Origin of the sequence: Pseudomonas sp. NPDC089743 (assembly GCF_044748785.1) — a bacterium.
GTDB classification, from domain to species: domain Bacteria; phylum Pseudomonadota; class Gammaproteobacteria; order Pseudomonadales; family Pseudomonadaceae; genus Aquipseudomonas; species Aquipseudomonas putida_X.
This window is the reverse complement of record NZ_JBIVGS010000010.1, coordinates 88064-105975: the sequence shown is the minus strand read 5'-3', so window position 1 is coordinate 105975 and position 17912 is coordinate 88064. Positions and strand designations below refer to the sequence as shown.

The 17912-nt window shown below is 63.4% G+C and carries 11 protein-coding genes, 4 tRNA genes and 1 pseudogene; 6 read left to right on the top strand and 10 right to left on the bottom strand.

Annotated features, from left to right (window positions below; all coding sequences use genetic code 11):
* Positions 1–43: 43 nt before the first annotated feature.
* The 3 genes from nirD to ACIPZC_RS18110 all read right to left on the bottom strand — a co-directional run bounded on the left by nirD (position 44) and on the right by ACIPZC_RS18110 (position 7250).
* A complete protein-coding gene (nirD, locus tag ACIPZC_RS18120) occupies positions 44–406 on the bottom strand; it encodes a nitrite reductase small subunit NirD (RefSeq protein WP_400628572.1) in 363 nt (120 codons plus the stop codon).
* A complete protein-coding gene (gene nirB, locus ACIPZC_RS18115; RefSeq protein WP_400628570.1) occupies positions 406–2958 on the bottom strand; it encodes a nitrite reductase large subunit NirB in 2553 nt (850 codons plus the stop codon). Before nirB ends, nirD begins: the two co-directional genes overlap by 1 nt.
* 302 nt (positions 2959–3260) lie before the next feature.
* Positions 3261–7250 (bottom strand): molybdopterin-dependent oxidoreductase, encoded by a 3990-nt coding sequence (locus ACIPZC_RS18110; RefSeq protein ID WP_400628568.1) that lies wholly within the window; start codon positions 7248–7250, stop codon positions 3261–3263.
* A gap of 313 nt (positions 7251–7563) precedes the next feature.
* Between ACIPZC_RS18110 and map the strand changes: the two genes are divergently transcribed.
* Positions 7564–8340 carry a type I methionyl aminopeptidase gene (map, locus tag ACIPZC_RS18105; protein ID WP_400628566.1) on the top strand — a complete coding sequence of 259 codons (777 nt, stop codon included), beginning with the start codon at positions 7564–7566 and terminating at the stop codon, positions 8338–8340.
* Between the two features lie 88 nt (positions 8341–8428).
* On the opposite strand, the gene ACIPZC_RS18100 is transcribed toward map, so the two are convergent.
* The 4 genes from ACIPZC_RS18100 to ACIPZC_RS18085 form a co-directional block, all read right to left on the bottom strand.
* A tRNA-Asp gene (locus tag ACIPZC_RS18100) sits at positions 8429–8505 on the bottom strand.
* A 13-nt stretch (positions 8506–8518) separates the two neighbouring features.
* Positions 8519–8594, bottom strand: a tRNA-Val gene (locus tag ACIPZC_RS18095).
* Between the two features lie 169 nt (positions 8595–8763).
* Positions 8764–8840: transfer RNA gene (locus ACIPZC_RS18090), tRNA-Asp, on the bottom strand.
* Positions 8841–8853: 13 nt separating this feature from the next.
* Positions 8854–8929 (bottom strand) — tRNA-Val (locus tag ACIPZC_RS18085).
* A 216-nt stretch (positions 8930–9145) separates the two neighbouring features.
* On the opposite strand from ACIPZC_RS18085, the gene rdgC reads away from it, so the two are divergent.
* Together rdgC and sugE are read left to right on the top strand one after the other, a co-directional pair.
* Positions 9146–10066: a recombination-associated protein RdgC gene (gene rdgC / locus ACIPZC_RS18080; RefSeq protein ID WP_008098477.1), complete on the top strand. Its 921-nt coding sequence runs from the start codon at positions 9146–9148 to the stop codon at positions 10064–10066.
* 257 nt (positions 10067–10323) lie between these two features.
* Positions 10324–10641 carry a quaternary ammonium compound efflux SMR transporter SugE gene (sugE, locus tag ACIPZC_RS18075; protein ID WP_012313171.1) on the top strand — a complete coding sequence of 106 codons (318 nt, stop codon included), beginning with the start codon at positions 10324–10326 and terminating at the stop codon, positions 10639–10641.
* A 10-nt stretch (positions 10642–10651) separates the two neighbouring features.
* On the opposite strand, the gene ACIPZC_RS18070 is transcribed toward sugE, so the two are convergent.
* A complete protein-coding gene (locus ACIPZC_RS18070) occupies positions 10652–12529 on the bottom strand; it encodes a 1-acyl-sn-glycerol-3-phosphate acyltransferase (protein ID WP_241802796.1) in 1878 nt (625 codons plus the stop codon).
* Between the two features lie 198 nt (positions 12530–12727).
* Here ACIPZC_RS18070 and ACIPZC_RS18065 point away from each other — a divergent pair.
* Positions 12728–13861, top strand: a pseudogene (locus ACIPZC_RS18065) (methyl-accepting chemotaxis protein); the annotation flags it as partial.
* Positions 13853–14716, top strand: a complete 864-nt coding sequence (locus ACIPZC_RS18060) for a methyl-accepting chemotaxis protein (RefSeq protein ID WP_400628671.1) — start codon at positions 13853–13855, stop codon at positions 14714–14716. The pseudogene ACIPZC_RS18065 and the gene ACIPZC_RS18060, both read left to right, overlap by 9 nt.
* A gap of 65 nt (positions 14717–14781) precedes the next feature.
* Here ACIPZC_RS18060 and ACIPZC_RS18055 read toward each other — a convergent pair whose 3' ends face one another.
* Together ACIPZC_RS18055 and ACIPZC_RS18050 are read right to left on the bottom strand one after the other, a co-directional pair.
* Positions 14782–16083 (bottom strand): SLC13 family permease, encoded by a 1302-nt coding sequence (locus ACIPZC_RS18055; RefSeq protein ID WP_241802794.1) that lies wholly within the window; start codon positions 16081–16083, stop codon positions 14782–14784.
* Between the two features lie 32 nt (positions 16084–16115).
* Complete coding sequence (locus tag ACIPZC_RS18050) at positions 16116–16949, bottom strand: amidohydrolase family protein (RefSeq protein WP_400628563.1); 834 nt, start codon at positions 16947–16949, stop codon at positions 16116–16118.
* Positions 16950–17116: 167 nt separating this feature from the next.
* Here ACIPZC_RS18050 and ACIPZC_RS18045 point away from each other — a divergent pair, with 167 nt between their 5' ends.
* A complete protein-coding gene (locus ACIPZC_RS18045) occupies positions 17117–17854 on the top strand; it encodes a GntR family transcriptional regulator (RefSeq protein ID WP_267821758.1) in 738 nt (245 codons plus the stop codon).
* The last annotated feature ends 58 nt before the right edge of the window (positions 17855–17912 follow it).

Genomic DNA, 17912 nt, shown 5'->3' with positions numbered 1-17912 from the left:
CGCTATCGCTTGTTCAGAAGCACACGCAGAACCAGAGCCGGGATCAGGCCAGCGCCACTTCCACTGCCTCCCCGTTCAGCCGTACCGGCCACACACGTAACTGCTGGCTGGCATCTTCCAGACAGGCCCCGCTGTGCAGGCTGAAGTGCTGCTTGTACAGCGGGGCTGCCACCACCAGCTCACCCCGCAGGCTGCCCACCAGCCCGCGGCCAATGACGTTGGCCCCCGAGCGTGGGTCGCGGTTGTCCACCGCGTACAGGCTCTGCGCCTGCCCCGGCAGGTAGAACAGGGCGACCTGGATGCCATCGAGCCAGACCACCACACCGGAGTCGGCGACCAGGTCAGCGGTGTGGCACACCGCTTGCCAGTTGGGTTGCTTTGCCACAGCAGTATTGGACAGGTTCATCAGACAGCCTCCTCGACGGTAGGGATCAGGTGCAGGGGTGCGGCGGGGCGACGTTGTTCACGCTCGCGGACGAAGTGCACGTCCGGGTCGGCGCGTCGATCGTTGACGAAAGTACGGAAGCGCTTGAGCTTTTCCGGATCGTTGAGGGCATTGGCCCATTCGCACTCGTACTGCTCGACCACATGCTGCATCTGCGCTTCCAGCTCGGCAGCCAGGCCCAGGCTGTCTTCGAGGATCACCTGCTTGAGGTAGTCCAGGCCGCCGTCCAGGCTTTCGCGCCACACCGACGTGCGCTGCAGCTTGTCGGCGGTGCGGATGTAGAACATCAGCACGCGGTCGATCAGGCGTACCAGGGTCTCGTCGTCCAGGTCGGTAGCGAACAGCTCGGCATGGCGTGGGCGCATGCCGCCATTGCCGCAAATGTAGAGGTTCCAGCCTTTGTCGGTGGCGATCACGCCGATGTCCTTGCTTTGCGCCTCGGCGCATTCGCGGGTGCAGCCAGAGACCGCGAACTTGAGCTTGTGCGGGCTGCGCAGGCCCTTGTAGCGGTCCTCCAGGCGCAGCGCCATGGCGACGCTATCCTGCACACCGTAGCGGCACCAGGTGCTGCCTACGCAGGACTTCACCGTGCGGGTCGATTTGCCGTAGGCGTGGCCAGTCTCGAAGCCGGCCTCGATCAGCTCGCCCCAGATCAGCGGCAGCTCGTGCAACTGGGCGCCGAACAGGTCGATGCGTTGGCCGCCGGTGATCTTGGTGTAAAGGTCGTACTTCTTGGCCACCTGACCGATCACGATCAGTTTGTCCGGGGTGATTTCGCCGCCGGGAATGCGCGGCACCACCGAATAGGTACCGTTTTTCTGCATGTTGGCCATGAAGGTGTCGTTGGTGTCCTGCAGTGGCACCAACGCAGGGTCCATGATCGGTTGGTTCCAGCACGAAGCGAGGATGTTGCCCACCGCCGGCTTGCAGATGTCGCAGCCGACATGGCCCTGGCCATGGCGCGCCAGCAAATCATTGAAGGTGCGTATGCCACCCACCCGCACCAGCCCGTACAGCTCCTGCCGGGTATAGGCGAAGTGTTCGCACAGGCGCTTGTCCACGGCCACGCCACGGGCGGTGAGTTCATGCTCGAACACCTGCTTGAGCAGCGCCGCGCAGCCGCCACAGCCGGTGGCAGCCTTGGTGCAGCCCTTGACCGCAGCCAGGTCGGCGCAACCACTGTCAATCGCTGCGCAGACTGCGCCCTTGCTGACGTTGTGGCACGAGCAGAGGGTCGCGCTGTCAGGCAGCGCATCGGCGCCCAGGGCTGGTACGCCGCCGCTTTGCGGCAGGATCAAGGCCGCCGGGTCGGCAGGCAGGGCGATGCCGTTCTGGGCGTATTGCAGCAATGTATCGTAGTAGCTGTTGTCGCCCACCAGCACGGCACCGAGTACGTGCTTGCCGCTGGCATCGACCACCAGCCGGCGATAGGCGGCATTGGCCTCGTCAATGAAGCGGTAGCTGCGCGAGCCCGGCGTGGCGCCATGAGCATCGCCGATGGAGCCGACATCGACGCCCAGCAGCTTGAGCTTGGTCGACATGTCGGCCCCGGTGAATTCCTCAGCCGCCTCGCCCAACAACAGCGCCGCGACGTTGCGCGCCATGCTGTAGCCCGGCGCAACTAGGCCGAACACGCTGCCGTTCCACGAGGCGCATTCACCGATGGCGAAGATCCGGGGGTCGCTGGAGCGGCAGTGGTTGTCGACCACCACCCCGCCGCGCGCGGCGATCTCCAGGCCGCAGGCACGGCCCAGGGCATCCTGCGGGCGGATGCCGGCAGAGAACACCACCAGGTCGGTTTCCAGGTGTTCGCCACCGTCGAAATTCATCCGATAACGGTAGGCCTCGCCGTCGCTGATCGACTGGGTGGCGCGCGACAGGTGCACGCCTACGCCCAGCGCTTGGATCTGCGCCTTGAGCGCGGCGCCGCCTTCAGCATCCAGTTGCACCGGCATCAGCCGTGGCGCGAACTCCACCACGTGCGCTTCCAGGCCCAGGGACTTGAGGGCATTGGCCGCCTCAAGGCCCAGCAGACCGCCGCCCACCACCACGCCACGGGTGGCATCAACGGCAGCGGCGCGTATCGCGTCGAGATCGTCGAGGGTGCGATAGACCAGGCGGGCGTTGCCGCTGGAGCCCTCGATCGGGGGCACGAAGGGGTAAGAGCCGGTGGCCAGGACCAGATGGTCGTACCCGTAGCGGCCTGCGGCGGTCACCACTTCACAGCGCTCGCGGTCGATCTGCAGCACCGCTTCACCCAGGTGCAGGTGCACCCCGTTGGCGCCATAGAAACCCTGCTCGCACAGGGCCAGGGTTTCGGCACAGCTGCCGCTGAAGTATTCAGACAGGTGCACGCGGTCGTAGGCGCGCTGGCGCTCCTCGCCGAACACGCGCAACTCGAAGCGCGCCAGCGCGCCGCGTTCGACCAGTTGCTCGACGCAATGGTGGCCCACCATGCCGTTGCCGACGATGACCAGTCGCTCTCGTTGCCCGCTGCTCGCTGTTGCCTTCATAAGCCGATCCTCGATCAAAAAAAAAGCGCCTGGAGCCGAAGCTCCAGGCGCCTTTGCCTGTATTCATCACGGAGTGCCCCCGGTTGATCGCCGTTGATCAGTGGGGCTTGTTGTGCTGGAGATAAAGCAGGGAATGTGCCAGTTACCTCGCCTGTCGCGGCCCTGTCGCCGGCAACCCGGCGCATGCAGGGGCTTCGCTGTCATTTGGCCCTGTGCTGCAGGAGTGAAAGCCGGCTTACCGACCTTAGCGCCAACCCGAACCACGCCCATTCAAGGTGCACTGCTCCCCATCCTGGAGCACTTCAATACACATCGCGGCGATAACGCCTGGCCTTGCTCAAGGCCTGCATGTAGGCATCGGCATCCACACCACCGTGCTCGGCAATGATCTCGCGCAGCACCGCATCCACATCCTTGGCCATGCGCTGAGCATCACCGCACACATAGAAGTAGGCCCCCGCCTCCAGCCACTGCCACACCTGCGCACCCTGCTCACGCATCCGCTGCTGCACATAGATCTTTTCTGCCTGATCGCGGGAGAACGCGGTATCCAGGCGCAGGTGGCCGCTGGCCTGCCAGGCCTGCAACTGCGCCTGGTAGTAAAAATCGGTGGCTGCACATTGCTCGCCGAAGAACAGCCAGTTATGCCCTTTTGCCCCCCGCGCCTCGCGCTCTTCGAGAAACGCACGAAACGGCGCGATGCCTGTACCGGGGCCCACCATGATCAGCGGCACGTCATCGTCTTCAGGCAGGTGGAAATGCCGGGATGCCTGGGGAAAGATCGCCACTTTCACAGCCTGCCCCCGGTCAGCGAGGAAGCTCGAACTCACCCCTTTTCGCTGGCCATAACGCACGGTAGAGACGGTCAGATGCACCTGGCCGGGGTGGGCCAATGGGCTGGAACTGATCGAGTACAGGCGCGGTTGCAAGGGTTTGAGCAACTCGAGCCAGGTTGCCAACGGCAGGTCTTGTGGAAACGCGCGCAGCACGTCGGCCAACTGCCGGCCCCATAGCCAATCCTGCAGGGCTGCCGTGCGCTCAGGCTGCAACAGGTGCCGGAGGTCTTCAGCCTGCTGGCTGAAGACCTGCAGTTGCTGAGGGGTGACCCTGGCAATTTCCAGGTGCGACGCCAAGGCCTGGGCCAACGGCATGGGCGGCTGGCCCTTGAGTTCGACCAGGGCCTGGCCGTCCTGCTGCATGAGCGCCAACAACTCCTCCACCAGCGCCGGGCAGTTGCGGGGCCACACGCCCAGCGCATCGCCCACCGCGTAGGTGAAGCCGCTGCCGGGAAGCTCGAACACTAGATGGCGGGTTTCCTTGCTTGAACCGGGGCCACTGAGCAGGGTGTTTTCCAGCAGCGTCGCCGCCCACGGCCGTTGCTTGCTGTACGGCGCAGCGGCGGCGGCCTGGTTGACCGGGCGCGCCACGGCAGCGCTGCCCAGCTGGGGCAACAGCGCGTCGAGCCAAGTGGCAAAGGCCTCATCGAAATCCGGTTCACAGTCGACCCGCGGCAGCAGGCGGCGCCCCCCAAGTTCGGCCAGGCGCTGATCGAGCTTGCGACCAAAGCCGCAGAACTGGGCGTAACTGGAGTCGCCAAGGGCCAGCACCGCATAAGGCAGCTCAGCGCAGTGGGCGCCCTCCTCGCTCTGCAGCGCCCGCCAGAACGCGGTGGCGCTGTCGGGCGCATCACCATCGCCAAAGGTGCTGGCAATCAGCAGCACACTCGCCGCGCCTTGCAACTGGCTTGGGCTGATCGCCTCCATGCAACTGAGCTGCACCTGCAGCCCTGCGCCGCGCAAACGCTCTGCGCAGCGCTCGGCCAGCGCCTCGCCGTTGCCGGTTTGCGAGGCCCACAGCACCTGATGCCGGGCCGTGGCGGGGAGCAGCACCGCTGCTGCTGGCTGCTGGGCGTACAGGCCGGCCAGCAGACCGTCCACGAACGACCGCCGCGAGGCCGCCAAGGGCGCACTGGCCGGCAAACGGGGAACCCCTTCGGCTCGCGCCTGGTCCAGGCCGAGCAGAAAGCCCTGCAGGTAATGGCGTTCGTCTTCGGCCAGCACGGGAGCTGGGAGGGTGTCCAGACCAAGCAGGCGAGAGAGGATCGCAGTCGGCATACGGGCAGGCTCCGGTGCATGGGTGGTGGTGCCAAGGTCCAGGGCATCGATGCGTTCTCCAGCAACCCGCTCGAGGGCCACGGCGCAGTGCTTGAGGGCAGGCTGCAGCGACAGCGGATCGACCGCATCGCAGGTCACGGCATTGATTGCCAGTTGCTCGCCGATCACATCGTTCCAATGGAACGGCGCGAAGCAATTGCCCGGCATGACCCGGTCGCTGATCCGCGCCGGCAGCACGGCCTGGCCCCGCCGCGAGCGGATCGCCACCTGGTCCCGGCCCTGGATGCCCAGCCGGGCGGCATCCTCGGGATGCAGCTCGACGAAGGGGCCGGGCTCCAGCTTGTTCAGGGCCGGCACCTTGCCGGTCTTGGTCAGGGTGTGCCATTGGTGTTGCACGCGCCCGGTATTGAGCACCAGTGGGTAGTCGGCGTCGGGCAGCTCCGGCGCGGGCAGCCAGGGCCGGGCGAAGAAGCGGGCCTTGCCACTGGCTGTGGGGAACACCGGGGCAGCGCATGCGCCGTCGTCGATGTAACGCACCGGGCTGCGGTCGTCCACGCGGCCGGGCGGGCACGGCCACTGGTGCGGCTTGTCGCGCAGTTGCGGGTAGCCCACCCCACGCAGGTCGTAACCGGTGAGCGGGTTGTAGAAGCGACGGATTTCGTCGTACACCGCTTCAGCGTCGGCGTAGTCGAAGGCTTCGGCGTACCCCATGGCACAGGCGACCCGGGCGATGATCTGCCAGTCCGGCAAGCTCTGGCCCGGTGCCGGCACGGCGCGAGGCATCAGTGTGAGGTTGCGTTCGCTATTGATCATCACACCCTCGCCTTCAGCCCAGAGTGCGGCGGGCAGAAGAATGTCGGCGTATGGGTTGGTTTCGGTGTCGAGAAAGGCATCCTGGGTGATCACAAGCTGCGCCTGGCGCAGGCCATCGATCACCTGCTGGCGGTTGGCGACGCTGGCCACCGGGTTGCTGCAGATGACCCAACAGGCTTTCACTTCGCCGGTTTTCATCTGCTCGAACAGGGCTACCGTCCCCTCGCCGCTTTCTGCCCGCAGGCTGCCCGGTGCCAGGCCCCATTGCGCTTCGACAAAACTACGGTCGGTGTCGACCAGCGCCGAGCGTTGGCCCGGCAGCCCCGGCCCCATATACCCCATCTCGCGGCCACCCATGGCATTGGGCTGGCCGGTCAGCGAGAACGGCCCGCTGCCGGGGCGGCAGATGGCGCCGGTGGCCAGGTGCAGGTTGCAGATTGCGTTGGTATGCCAGGTGCCGTGCACGCTCTGGTTCAGCCCCATGGTCCAGCAGCTCATCCACTCCCCTGCACTGCCGATCCATGCGGCAGCCTGGCGGATGTCATCTTCTGCAAGGCCGGTGATGGCGGCGACGCGCTCAGGCGTGTAGTCGTCGAGGAAGGCCGGCAGCGCCTCCCAGCCCTCGGTGTGGCGAGCGATGAAGTCGGGGTTGGTCTGGCCATTGCGGTGCAGCAGATGCAACAGGCCATTGAGCAGTGCCAGGTCGCTACCGGGGCGCACTTGCAGGAACAGGTCGGCCTTGTCGGCGGTGGCGGTGCGGCGTGGGTCGACCACGATCAGCTTCGCCCCCGCCTTGACCCGGTCGAGCAGGCGCAGGAAGAGGATCGGGTGGCAGTCGGCCATGTTGGCACCCATCACCAGGAACACCTCGGCACGCTCGAAGTCCTGGTAGCTCCCGGGCGGGCCATCGGCTCCCAGCGAGAGTTTGTAGCCGCTGCCGGCGCTGGCCATGCACAGGCGTGAATTGGACTCGATATGGCGCGTGCGGATAAAGCCCTTGGCCAGTTTGTTGGCCAGGTACTGGGCCTCCAGTGACATCTGCCCGGAAACGTAAAGCGCTACGGCGTCCGGGCCGTGCTGGTCGATGATGCCGCGCAGGCGCTCGGCAGCCTGGGCGATGGCCTGGTCCATGCTGCTGCGCGCCGGTTCATGGTCGCGTTGCTGGCGCACAAAGGCACTGTCCATGCGCCCGGCGGCGGTCAGGGGCAGGTGCGCGGTAAGGCCTTTGGTGCACAGACGGCCGAAGTTGCTCGGGTGCTGCTTGTCACCGCTGATCTTGCTGACCTTGCCATCGGCCACGCTCATGACGATGCCGCAGCCTACGCCGCAATAGGGGCAGACGCTGCGTACTTCGGTGCTGGCCATGGGGCGGGTCTCCTGGTGCAAACGCAAAAGGCGCCGGCTGCCCCGGCTTGCTTGGCAAGCGAGGGCAACACGGCGCCTTTGTCGTGAAGGGTTGAAGGCTGTCGACGTTGACGGCCTTGATGGGGGTCTTTCAGCAATTGTCGGGCCAGCCCCACCGCCCTGTCGCCGGCAAGCCGGCCGCTGCAGGATCACCGGTATTTCAACGCGGGTGGAGCGGGCAAGGCCTGCAGGCCAACGCACCATGCGGTGGCACCCCGACGCCCCATGGCGCTATGCTGGGGCACATTCCAGCATGAGTTACTGCGCCTCCCACATGTCCCAAGTGATTCTCAAGACCTCCGCCCAACTCGACCTGATGCGCAACGCCGGCCGTTTACTGGCCCAGGTGTTCGCCGACCTCGACACCTTCATTCGCCCCGGTGTGACCACGATGCAGATCAACGACCGCGCTGAGGCCTTCATCGTCAACACCCTCAAGGCACGCCCGGCGAGCAAGGGCCAGTACGGCTTCCCCTACGCGCTCAATACCTCGGTGGACCATGTGGTCTGCCACGGTATGCCCAAGGCCGATGAGGTATTGCGTGAAGGGTCGATCATCAACGTGGATATCACGCTGGAACAAGGCGGCTACATCGCCGATTCGTCGAAGATGTATTGCCTGGGCCCGATCAGCGATGAGGCTCGGCGCCTGGTCGACACCACCTATGAGGCCCTGTGGAAGGGGATCGAGCAGGTGCGCCCGGGGGCGACGCTTGGCGACATCGGCCACGCCATCCAGGCCCATGCCGAAGCGGCGGGCTACAGCGTGGTGCGCGAGTACTGCGGCCATGGCATTGGCCAGCAGATGCACGAAGCGCCAGAGGTGCTGCATTACGGCCAGCGCGGTATGGGCATGAAGCTCAAGCCGGGCATGGTGTTTACCATCGAGCCGATGATCAACCAGGGCGGGCGTGGCACAAGGACCTTGAAGGATGGGTGGACGGTGATTACCCGCGACCATACGCTGTCGGCGCAGTGGGAGCATACCGTGGCGGTGACCGAGGATGGGGTCGAGGTGCTGACGCTACGCAAGGAAGAACGCGTGGGTTGAAAGCACGGGATACAGACACAAAAAAAGCGACCCTAAGGTCGCTTTTTTTGTTACTTCCGGGTGTTCAGTGGGCCCTGGAAGTGGAATATGGCGCAGCGGACGGGACTCGAACCCGCGACCCCCGGCGTGACAGGCCGGTATTCTAACCGACTGAACTACCGCTGCGCTATTCAACGAGTGGTGGGTGATGACGGGATCGAACCGCCGACCCTCTGCTTGTAAGGCAGATGCTCTCCCGGCTGAGCTAATCACCCTTCGTCTCGGTGAGGCGCGCATTCTACGGAGCAAGCGCAAGCCTGGCAAGCCGTAGGGCTGTTTTTTTTGAAAAAAATCGAAACCCCAAACAGCAGGCACAAAAAAAGCGACCCTAAGGTCGCTTTTCTTGTGACTTCCGGGTGTTCAGTGGGCCCTGGAAGTGGAATATGGCGCAGCGGACGGGACTCGAACCCGCGACCCCCGGCGTGACAGGCCGGTATTCTAACCGACTGAACTACCGCTGCGCTATACATCGAGTGGTGGGTGATGACGGGATCGAACCGCCGACCCTCTGCTTGTAAGGCAGATGCTCTCCCGGCTGAGCTAATCACCCTTCGTCTCGGTGTGGCGCGCATTCTACGGATGGGCCGCCACCCTGGCAAGCACATTTTTCAACTTTTCTAAAAAAAATGTTCAGGCCTTTCAAAGACCTAGCGCGGTCCGGGGTTTCTTTCTTCCTATATAGCTGCTGGCCCAATGACAGGGCTGGCCTGGAACGGCTGCACGGAGAATAATGCCCCCCTTATGCATTAAGGAGAGACTCACCCTCATGTGGTTCAAGAACCTGCTGACCTACCGCCTGACCCAGGATGTCCCATTCGAGGCTGAAGCACTGGAGGCCGCCCTGGCCAGCAAGCCGGCCCGCCCCTGCGCTAGCCAGGAGCTGACCACTTACGGTTTCGTCGCTCCGTTCGGCAAGGGCGAAGACGCCCCACTGGTGCACGTCAGCGGCGAGTTCCTGCTGATTGCCGCGCGCAAGGAAGAACGCATTCTGCCAAGCAGCGTGGTAAACGATGCTGTGAAGGAGAAGGTCGAAGAGATCGAGACCGAGCAGATGCGCAAGGTCTATAAAAAGGAGCGCGACCAGATCAAGGACGAGATCATCCAGGCGTTCCTGCCGCGGGCGTTCATCCGCCGCTCGATGATCTTCGCCGCCATCGCCCCGCGCCTGGGCATGATCCTGGTCAACTCGGCGAGCGCCAAGCGCGCCGAAGACCTGCTGTCGACGCTGCGTGAGGTGATGGGTTCGTTGCCGGTGCGCCCGGCGACGGTGAAAATCGCACCGACCGCGACCATGACCGACTGGGTCAAGTCGCAGCAGGCTGCCGAAGGTTTCTATGTGCTGGATGAATGCGAGCTGCGCGACACGGCCGAAGATGGCGGCATCGTGCGTTGCAAACGCCAGGATTTGACTGGCGAGGAAATCCAGCTGCACCTGAGCACTGGCAAGGTGGTCACGCAACTGGCTCTGGCCTGGCAGGACAAGCTGTCGTTCGTGCTGGACGACAAGATGGTGATCAAGCGCCTGAAGTTCGAGGAGCTGCTGCAAGAGCAGGCCGAGCAGGATGGCGGCGATGAAGCGGCCCAGCAGTTCGATGCCAGCTTCCTGCTGATGATGATGACCTTCAGCGAATTCCTGCCGGTGCTGTTCGAAGCCCTCGGCGGCGAAGAGATCCCCCAAGGGGTCTGACAGCAGCTGCAAGCTGTGAGCTGCAAGCTACAAGAAAGATCAAAAGCGGTAGTGCGGTGCTCAATACACCGCCGTACTGCTTGTAGCTTGTAGCTTGTAGCTTGTAGCTTGTAGCTTGCAGCTTGAAGCTTGAAGCTTGTAGCTTGAAGCTTGAAGCTTGAAGCTGCATTATCAGGGCCACTGTGAGGACGACCTCACGACGCACTGCGTGACCATTACGGGGACGGCCCCATCAGTCAAACGATGGAGACTTACTCATGTCCTGGATCATCCTGTTCTTCGCCGGCCTGTTCGAAGTCGGCTGGGCTGTCGGCCTCAAATACACCGACGGCTTCACCCGCCCGCTTCCCACCGTGCTTACCGTCGGCGCAATGGTCATCAGCCTCGGCCTGCTGGGCCTGGCCATGAAAGAGCTACCGCTGGGCACCGCCTATGCCATCTGGACCGGCGTGGGTGCCGTCGGCACCGTCATCGCCGGCATCATCCTGTTCGGTGAGTCCATGGCCCTGGTGCGGCTGGTCAGTGTGGCGCTGATCGTTACCGGCCTGATCGGCCTGAAAGTCAGCGCCAGCTGACCGCCTACGCCTAACGCAGGTCGCCGCGCAAGCGGCTGACCTGCTCACGCAGCAACTCAGGCTGCGCCACCTCCACCGGGATGGAAGCGCCAGCGACGATGGTCACCCGCGACCACAAGCGCTTGAAGAACCCCTTGCCCGGGTCGCGGCTGAAGAAGCTGCCCCACAGCCCCTGCAGCGCCAACGGAATCACCGGCACCGGGGTTTCTTGCAGAATGCGGCTGACACCGCCGCGGAACACATCGATCTCGCCATCGCCGGTCAGCTTGCCTTCCGGGAAAATGCACACCACCTCCCCCGCCGACAGGTACTCGGCGATTCGGGCGAATGCGCGCTCGTAAATGGCCGGGTCCTCATTGCGCCCGGCAATCGGGATGGCACCGGCGGTGCGGAACACGAAATTGAGCACCGGCAGGTTGTAGATCTTGTAGTACATCACGAACCGGATCGGGCGGCGGATGGCACCGCCGAGCAGCAGCGCGTCAACGAATGACACATGGTTGCACACCAGCAGCGCTGCGCCTTCGTCGGGAATGCGCTCGAGGCCGCGGTGCTCCACCCGGTACATCGAGTGGCTCAACAGCCAGATCAAGAAGCGCATGGTGAACTCGGGCACGATCTTGAAGATATAAGCGTTGACCAGGATGTTGAGCAGCGACACCACCAGGAACAGCTGCGGGATGCTCAGGTCCGCAAGGCCCAGCAGGACGATGGTGAGGATGGCCGACACCACCATGAACAAGGCATTGAGAATATTGTTGGCGGCGATCACGCGCGCGCGCTGGTCCTCGGCGGTACGCGCCTGGATCAGCGCGTACAGCGGCACTATATAGAAGCCACCGAATACCCCAAGCCCGACGATCGACAGCAGGATCCACCAGGCCTGGCTCAGGCCCAGCAGTGCCAGCCAATCGTGGGGGGCTGCGCCGGCCGGCACATCACCGGAATGCCACCACCAAAGCAGCCCGAACAGCGTCAGGCCGAAAGAGCCGAAAGGCACCAGGCCGATCTCGACCTTGCGCCCACTGAGCCGCTCACACAATAACGAGCCCAGGGCGATCCCCACCGAGAACAGTGTCAGTACCAGGGTCACCACCGTGCCGTCACCGTGCAGCCAGTCCTTGGCATAGGCCGGGATCTGGGTCAGGTAGATGGCGCCGACGAACCAGAACCACGAGTTGCCGACGATGGAGCGCGACACCGCCGGCGGTTGCCCCAGCCCCATGCGCAGGATCACCCACGACTGCTTGAAGATGTTCCAGTCCAGCGCCATTTGCGGTGATATGGCCGCCGCGCGCGGGATCCAGCGGCTGGCCAGGTAGCCCAGCACTGCGGTACCCACTACCCCACCCGCCACCACAGTGGCGTAGCTGTCGCTGGCCATCATCACCCCGGCGCCGATGGTGCCGGCGAGAATGGCGAGAAAGGTGCCCATTTCCACCAGGCCGTTGCCGCCCACCAACTCTTCTTCACGCAGGGCCTGGGGCAGGATCGAGTACTTCACCGGGCCGAACAGCGCCGAATGGGTGCCCATGCCGAACAGCGCCACCAGCATCAGCAGCAGGCTGTCGCTGACGAAGCCGAGGGCCCCGATGGCCATGATGGCGATTTCGGCCAGCTTGATCGCACGGATCAACGCGTCCTTGGCGAACTTCTCGCCAAACTGCCCGCCCAGCGCCGAAAACAGAAAGAACGGCAGGATGAACAGCAACGCGCACAGGTTGACCCAGATCGAGCGGTCCCCGTCGCCAAGGCTGAGCTTGAACAGGATGGCCAGGATCAGCGATTGCTTGAACAGGTTGTCGTTGAAGGCACCCAGCGACTGGGTGATGAAAAACGGCAGGAAGCGCCGCTTGCCGAGCAAGGTGAATTGCGAGGAATGACTCATCGTCCTTGTTCCCTGAGGGGCTTTTGTCATTTGAGGCACGCAGGCCGCGATAAGCCACAAATCTGCACGGTAAAGCCTGTTGCTGGCAAGCCAGTTACGTCGCGTAGACCGCCTGCCACCCCAAATGATGGCATTTTGACGTCAATCTTCTTGCTATCGGTGTTCAGATTTTGTTACATCTGCCGATTAAACATATAGATGACTGTATCTAACAGAAGGAACGGACCTCCGGTCTCCTCCAACGCACAAGAAAAGGAGCTCAGCAGCATGCTTACCTGGATAGGCGACCTCAGGATCGCCCACAAACTCTTCCTCGGTTTCGGCCTGGTGCTGAGCCTGACCTTGCTCCAGTCGCTGATCAGCTGGGAAGGCATGGGCAGCCTGGTGCGCCGCAGCGAGGTGGTCAGTGCGGTGTCGCGCCTCAACGATGCCTTGGGCGACCTGCGTGAGGCGCGCCTGCGCCACGCCATGGCCAATGGCGCCGAAAACCAGGCCAAAGCGTTGCAGGATGCGCTTGAAGCGTTCAAGACGCCGCTGGCGAAACTGCGTGAGACATTGGTCAAGCCCCAGAGCCTGGCGCTGCTCGACAAGGCCGAGCAGACCCTTGCAGGGTATGCCGCCAACCAGGCACAGAGCTTCCAGTCGTACCAGAAAATGCGGGCGGCACAAAAGGAAATGGGCGCCCTCGCCACCCGTTCGTTCGCCAGCATCGAAACGATCCGCACCCAGGTACGCGCCCTGCCCGACGCCGAGCAACGCGTTGTCCGCGGCGAAGCGATCAATCAGATCCGCGAGAACCTGATCCTGCTCCGCTACCACGTACGCGGCTACACCGGTAACACCAACGCCGACACCGAAAAACTGATGAACGCACAGATCGCCACCACGGTGAACGACCTGCCTGGCCTGGTGGCGCGTTTCAATGGCGATTTCGACGCACAGTTCAGCACCCTGAACCAACAGGTTCGTGCCTATGCCGACGCGGTCGAAGCGTTCCGGGGTGAAGTGAGCACGCTGATCGAGCGCCGCAACGCCATGACCAGTGACATCGACACGCTCACAGGCCTGATCGGTGATTTGCTCGACGCCCAGGCAGTGTCGGTGGTCAACGACAGCCAGTTCGCCAAGAACCTGCAGATCTTCACCACGCTGCTGGCGCTGCTCATGGGCATCTTCGCCGCGCTCATCATCGCCCGCCAGATCAGTGCTCCACTGCAGCAGGCCTTGCGCGCCATGCAGCAAGTTGCAGCCGGTGACCTCAGCGAGCAACCGCCCAGCCGCCGCCGCGACGAAGTCGGCCAGTTGCAGAATGCCTTGCAGGGCATGACCGGCAACTTGCGCGACCTGATCGCGCAAGTGCGCGACGGTATTTCGCAGATTGCCAGTGCCACCGAAGAACTGTCGGCGATCACCGAGCAGACCAGTGCTGGCGCCAGCAGCCAGAAAGTTGAAACGGATCAGGTTGCCACGGCCATGCAGGAAATGGCCGCCACCGTACACGAAGTGGCGCGCAACGCCGGTGAGGCCTCGCAGGCTGCCAGTGCCACGGACGAAGAAGCGCGCGAAGGCGACCGCGTGGTCAACCGCGCCGTCGAGCAGATCGGCCGGCTGGCCAACCAGGTAGACGCCACTGGCCAAGCCATGGGCGCACTCCGCAACGAGAGCCAGCGCATCGGCAAGGTGATGGACGTCATCAAGGCAGTGGCCGAGCAGACCAACCTGCTGGCGCTCAATGCCGCGATCGAAGCGGCCCGCGCTGGCGAAGCTGGCCGTGGCTTTGCCGTAGTGGCCGATGAAGTGCGCAGCCTGGCGCAGCGTACCCAGGCATCCACCCTGGAGATCGAGTCGGCCATCGGTAGCCTGGAGGAAGGCACCCGTTCAGTGAGCGAACTGATGGACGAAAGCCAGAGCCTGACCCAGAGCAGCGTGGCGCTGGTGCGTGAAGCAGGGGTGGCGCTGGAAGGCATAACCCAGCGCGTTTCGGGAATCCAATCGATGAACCAGCAGATTGCCGCGGCTTCCGAGCAGCAGAGCGCGGTGGCCGAAGAGATCAGCCGTAGCGTGGTGACGGTAAGGGATATTTCCGAACAGACGGCGCAAGCCAGCCACCAGACGTCCGCCTCCAGTGTCGAGCTGGCGCGGCTGGGTGGGCAGTTGCAGCAGATGATCAGCCGGTTCCGGTTCTAGTCACTGCAACCGCAGGCACAAAAAAACCGCAGCCAGGCTGCGGTTTTTTTTCATGCATTGGAACGTCAGAGCACGAAGGTCAGCAGCACATTGAACGCCAGCGCCGCCACGAAACCGATCGGCGCCGCCTTGAACAGCAACTGCGGGAATAGCGACATGCGGCTCTTCTCGTTGCTGCAGGAGCCCAGAATCAGGCTGCCGCCGGAGGAGAACGGCGAGATGGAGGTGGCTTGAGCACCCGCGACAATGGCAATGAACAGGATCATGGGCTCGATACCCATGTTCTGCGCAATTGGCAGCACCATGGGGAACAAGGCTGGCGTCACGACGCCCAGGGTGCTGGAGAAAATGGACATGAATGCCGCCACCGCACCGAATACGACCGGCACCATGATTGGCGGGATGCTGGTGCCGATCCAGGAGGCGAGGATGTCGATGGTGCCTGCCTTGATCGCCACGGAAATCAGCATGCCCACACCGCAGATCATGATCAGCGTGCCCCAAGGCACGGTCGCCATGGCCTTGCGCTCGTCACCGAGTTTCAGCAACAGGGCAATCACCGAGAACAGGCTGGCGATCAGGCCGATATCCACCTTGGCGTTGATGAAGGCCACCGTGGCATTGCCCGGCAGGGCGATGCTGGCCACAGGCGCAGCCAGCACCATCAGCATCATCGCCAGGGTCAGCCACAACGTGGTTCGCTGCTGGCTGTTGAGCGGCGCTGGCGCCTCGACAGCAACGACAGAGGCCTTCAACGCGCGCCCATGGCTGGTAAGGAAGACGAATACTCCGATCACCAGCAGTGGAATGACGAAGGTGCTGACGAAGATACCGGCAGCATTGATGAAGGCCTGATTGTCACTCACGCCGGCATTGGTCATCAGCCCACGGAAGATGATGCCGCTCTGGCTGGACATGAAGTTGGCCCCGCTGAGCGCGCCATAGTTCACGGCCATGCCGCCGACGATCAGGCTCATGCGGGTACGCTCGCACAGCAGCAGGGTGATAGGCGCCATGAACGCCAGTACGGTGTAATACCCGGCCCCCATCGCGGCGATCACGGTGGCGGCGAAGAACACCGCGAACGGCAGCAACTGCGGCACGGCACGGCAGCGGTAGATAAGGTGCTCGGCCAGCTTCTCCAGGGTGCCATTGACGGTGGCGAAGCTATAGAACAGGCAGACCGAGAAGATCACGAAGAAGATCTTCAGAGGCCACAGGCCGATGACCTCCGAGGGGCTCAGGCCCATGCCGAAACAACCGATCAGATAGGCAAAGGCGATGGCGAAAAGGCCGATGTTGATCTTGGTCTTGTAGCCGAGGGCCACGGCGGCGACGATGGCCGCGACGACTAGCATGCTCATCATGTTGAAAGTGTCCTGTTGTTATTGTGTAAGTATCAGCGCGAACGGTCGAAGCCGAACAGCTTCACCGGGTTGAGCCTCAGCACCTGGGCACGCTCGCCCGCATCGGGGAGCAGCGCTTCGAAGAAGGCATACTGGTCGGCGTAGCGGGTCTGGCGCTCGAACTGGGTGTTGGGCCAGTCGCTTCCCCACAGCAACCGATCCAGGCCACCCGCTGCCTGCCGTATCTGGGCCAGCAGCACCTGCGCTTTGGCCGGGTCGGTCTGGCTGCGATAACCGGCGGACAGCTTCAACCACACCTTCGGTTCGCTGAGCAGGTGAAGGAAGGTACGGTGGCTGTCCTTTTGCGGGTCGATCCCCTCGGCAGGCAGGCCAAAATGATCGACCACCACCTCCACGCCGCAGGCGAGGATCGCTGGCACGATCAAGGCCAAGTCATCGAAACAGCGCTGGATTTCCACTTGCCAGCCGCGCGCAGCCAAGCGTTTGAACAAGGCGGTCCACTCGGGCCCGGCATAGTCTGCCAGGTGCTTGCCGACCAGGTTCAGGCGGATGCCCACCACGCCGGCGTCACCCAGCGCATCGAGCTGCTGATCGCTGACCGTGGCATCGACGACCGCCACAGCACGCAAGCGCTCAGGAAAACGGCGCAGAGCCTGGACCATGAAGCTGTTGTCGGTGCCCAGGAAACTGGGCTGGATGAGCACGCCATGGGACAGGCCATGCTGATCCAGATGATCGAGGTATTGCTCGATCAGTGCATCGTAGTCTGGGCTGTAGCGACGGTTGGGCACCATCGGCAGGTCTTGGCGAAAGATATGGGCATGGGTATCGACGCCGGTGATGGCGGGCAGATAGGGGTTGGTCATGAAGCGAACCCTGGTCGATTGTTATTGGCAGCTGAAGCGCTGCGTTGTTATACAAACATGCAGTCATATATATGAATATATGACCATATCTTCAGTCGACCGACTCTGTCAATCAAGCCCCGGGTGGTAAAGTAGTGCCAACTCGTCAGCCATGGACCCTTCGCACAATGAGTAACGGGATTCTCGGACAAGACCCGCGCCTACCGCTTTATCAGCAAGTACGGGAAGAAATCCTCGCCAGGATCGCCGCCGGGCAATGGCTACCCGGGGGAACGATCCCCACTGAAACGGAGCTGACCCGCCTCTACGGTGTCGCCATCGGCACAGTGCGCAAGGCGGTCGACACCTTGGTCAATGAAGGCCTGCTGCTGCGCAGCCAGGGCCGCGGCACCTTCGTCCGGCGCCCTGACTTCGAGGGATCACTGGTGCGGTTTTTCCGACAGGTGGATTCGACCGGCCAGCGGCTGGTGCCGATCAGCCGCATACTGGACAAGCAGCTGCGCGAGCCACCGGAGCAAGTCAGCGCAGCCCTTGGCCTGGGCGATGCAGAACAGGTCATCTGGCTGGAGCGCCTGCGCCTGGTGGACGGCCGCCCGCTGTTCCATGAGCAGATCTGGCTACCGGCCAAGCGGTTCATGGCCCTGCTGGATATTGACACAGAGGCCTTCGGCGACCTGCTCTACCCCTTCTACGAGTCCAGCTGTGGCCAGTGCGTCGCCTCGGCCAAGGAAACACTGACCGTGGGTACAGCCGATGCAGCCAGTGCCGGCCACCTGGCAATCAAGGAAGGTGCGCCCGTGGTGGTCATCCAGCGCACGGCACTGGGTTACGATCGCAGCCCGCTGGAGTACCGCGTGTCCCAGGCAGCAGCCGAAGGCTTCCGCTACCAGATCGATATTTCCTGAAGCGATGGCGGGCACTGGCGCAGCTCGCTGTGCCAGTGCCTGCGACGAGGCGCCACTG

What these genes read in the sequence shown, in the direction of transcription:
- nirD (WP_400628572.1), bottom strand. Translation starts at nt 406, where the DNA reads ATGAACCTGTCCAATACTGCTGTGGCAAAGCAACCCAACTGGCAAGCG.
- nirB (WP_400628570.1), bottom strand. Translation starts at nt 2,958, where the DNA reads ATGAAGGCAACAGCGAGCAGCGGGCAACGAGAGCGACTGGTCATCGTC.
- ACIPZC_RS18110 (WP_400628568.1), bottom strand. Translation starts at nt 7,250, where the DNA reads ATGGCCAGCACCGAAGTACGCAGCGTCTGCCCCTATTGCGGCGTAGGC.
- map (WP_400628566.1), top strand. Translation starts at nt 7,564, where the DNA reads ATGTCCCAAGTGATTCTCAAGACCTCCGCCCAACTCGACCTGATGCGC.
- rdgC (WP_008098477.1), top strand. Translation starts at nt 9,146, where the DNA reads ATGTGGTTCAAGAACCTGCTGACCTACCGCCTGACCCAGGATGTCCCA.
- sugE (WP_012313171.1), top strand. Translation starts at nt 10,324, where the DNA reads ATGTCCTGGATCATCCTGTTCTTCGCCGGCCTGTTCGAAGTCGGCTGG.
- ACIPZC_RS18070 (WP_241802796.1), bottom strand. Translation starts at nt 12,529, where the DNA reads ATGAGTCATTCCTCGCAATTCACCTTGCTCGGCAAGCGGCGCTTCCTG.
- ACIPZC_RS18060 (WP_400628671.1), top strand. Translation starts at nt 13,853, where the DNA reads ATGACCGGCAACTTGCGCGACCTGATCGCGCAAGTGCGCGACGGTATT.
- ACIPZC_RS18055 (WP_241802794.1), bottom strand. Translation starts at nt 16,083, where the DNA reads ATGATGAGCATGCTAGTCGTCGCGGCCATCGTCGCCGCCGTGGCCCTC.
- ACIPZC_RS18050 (WP_400628563.1), bottom strand. Translation starts at nt 16,949, where the DNA reads ATGACCAACCCCTATCTGCCCGCCATCACCGGCGTCGATACCCATGCC.
- ACIPZC_RS18045 (WP_267821758.1), top strand. Translation starts at nt 17,117, where the DNA reads ATGAGTAACGGGATTCTCGGACAAGACCCGCGCCTACCGCTTTATCAG.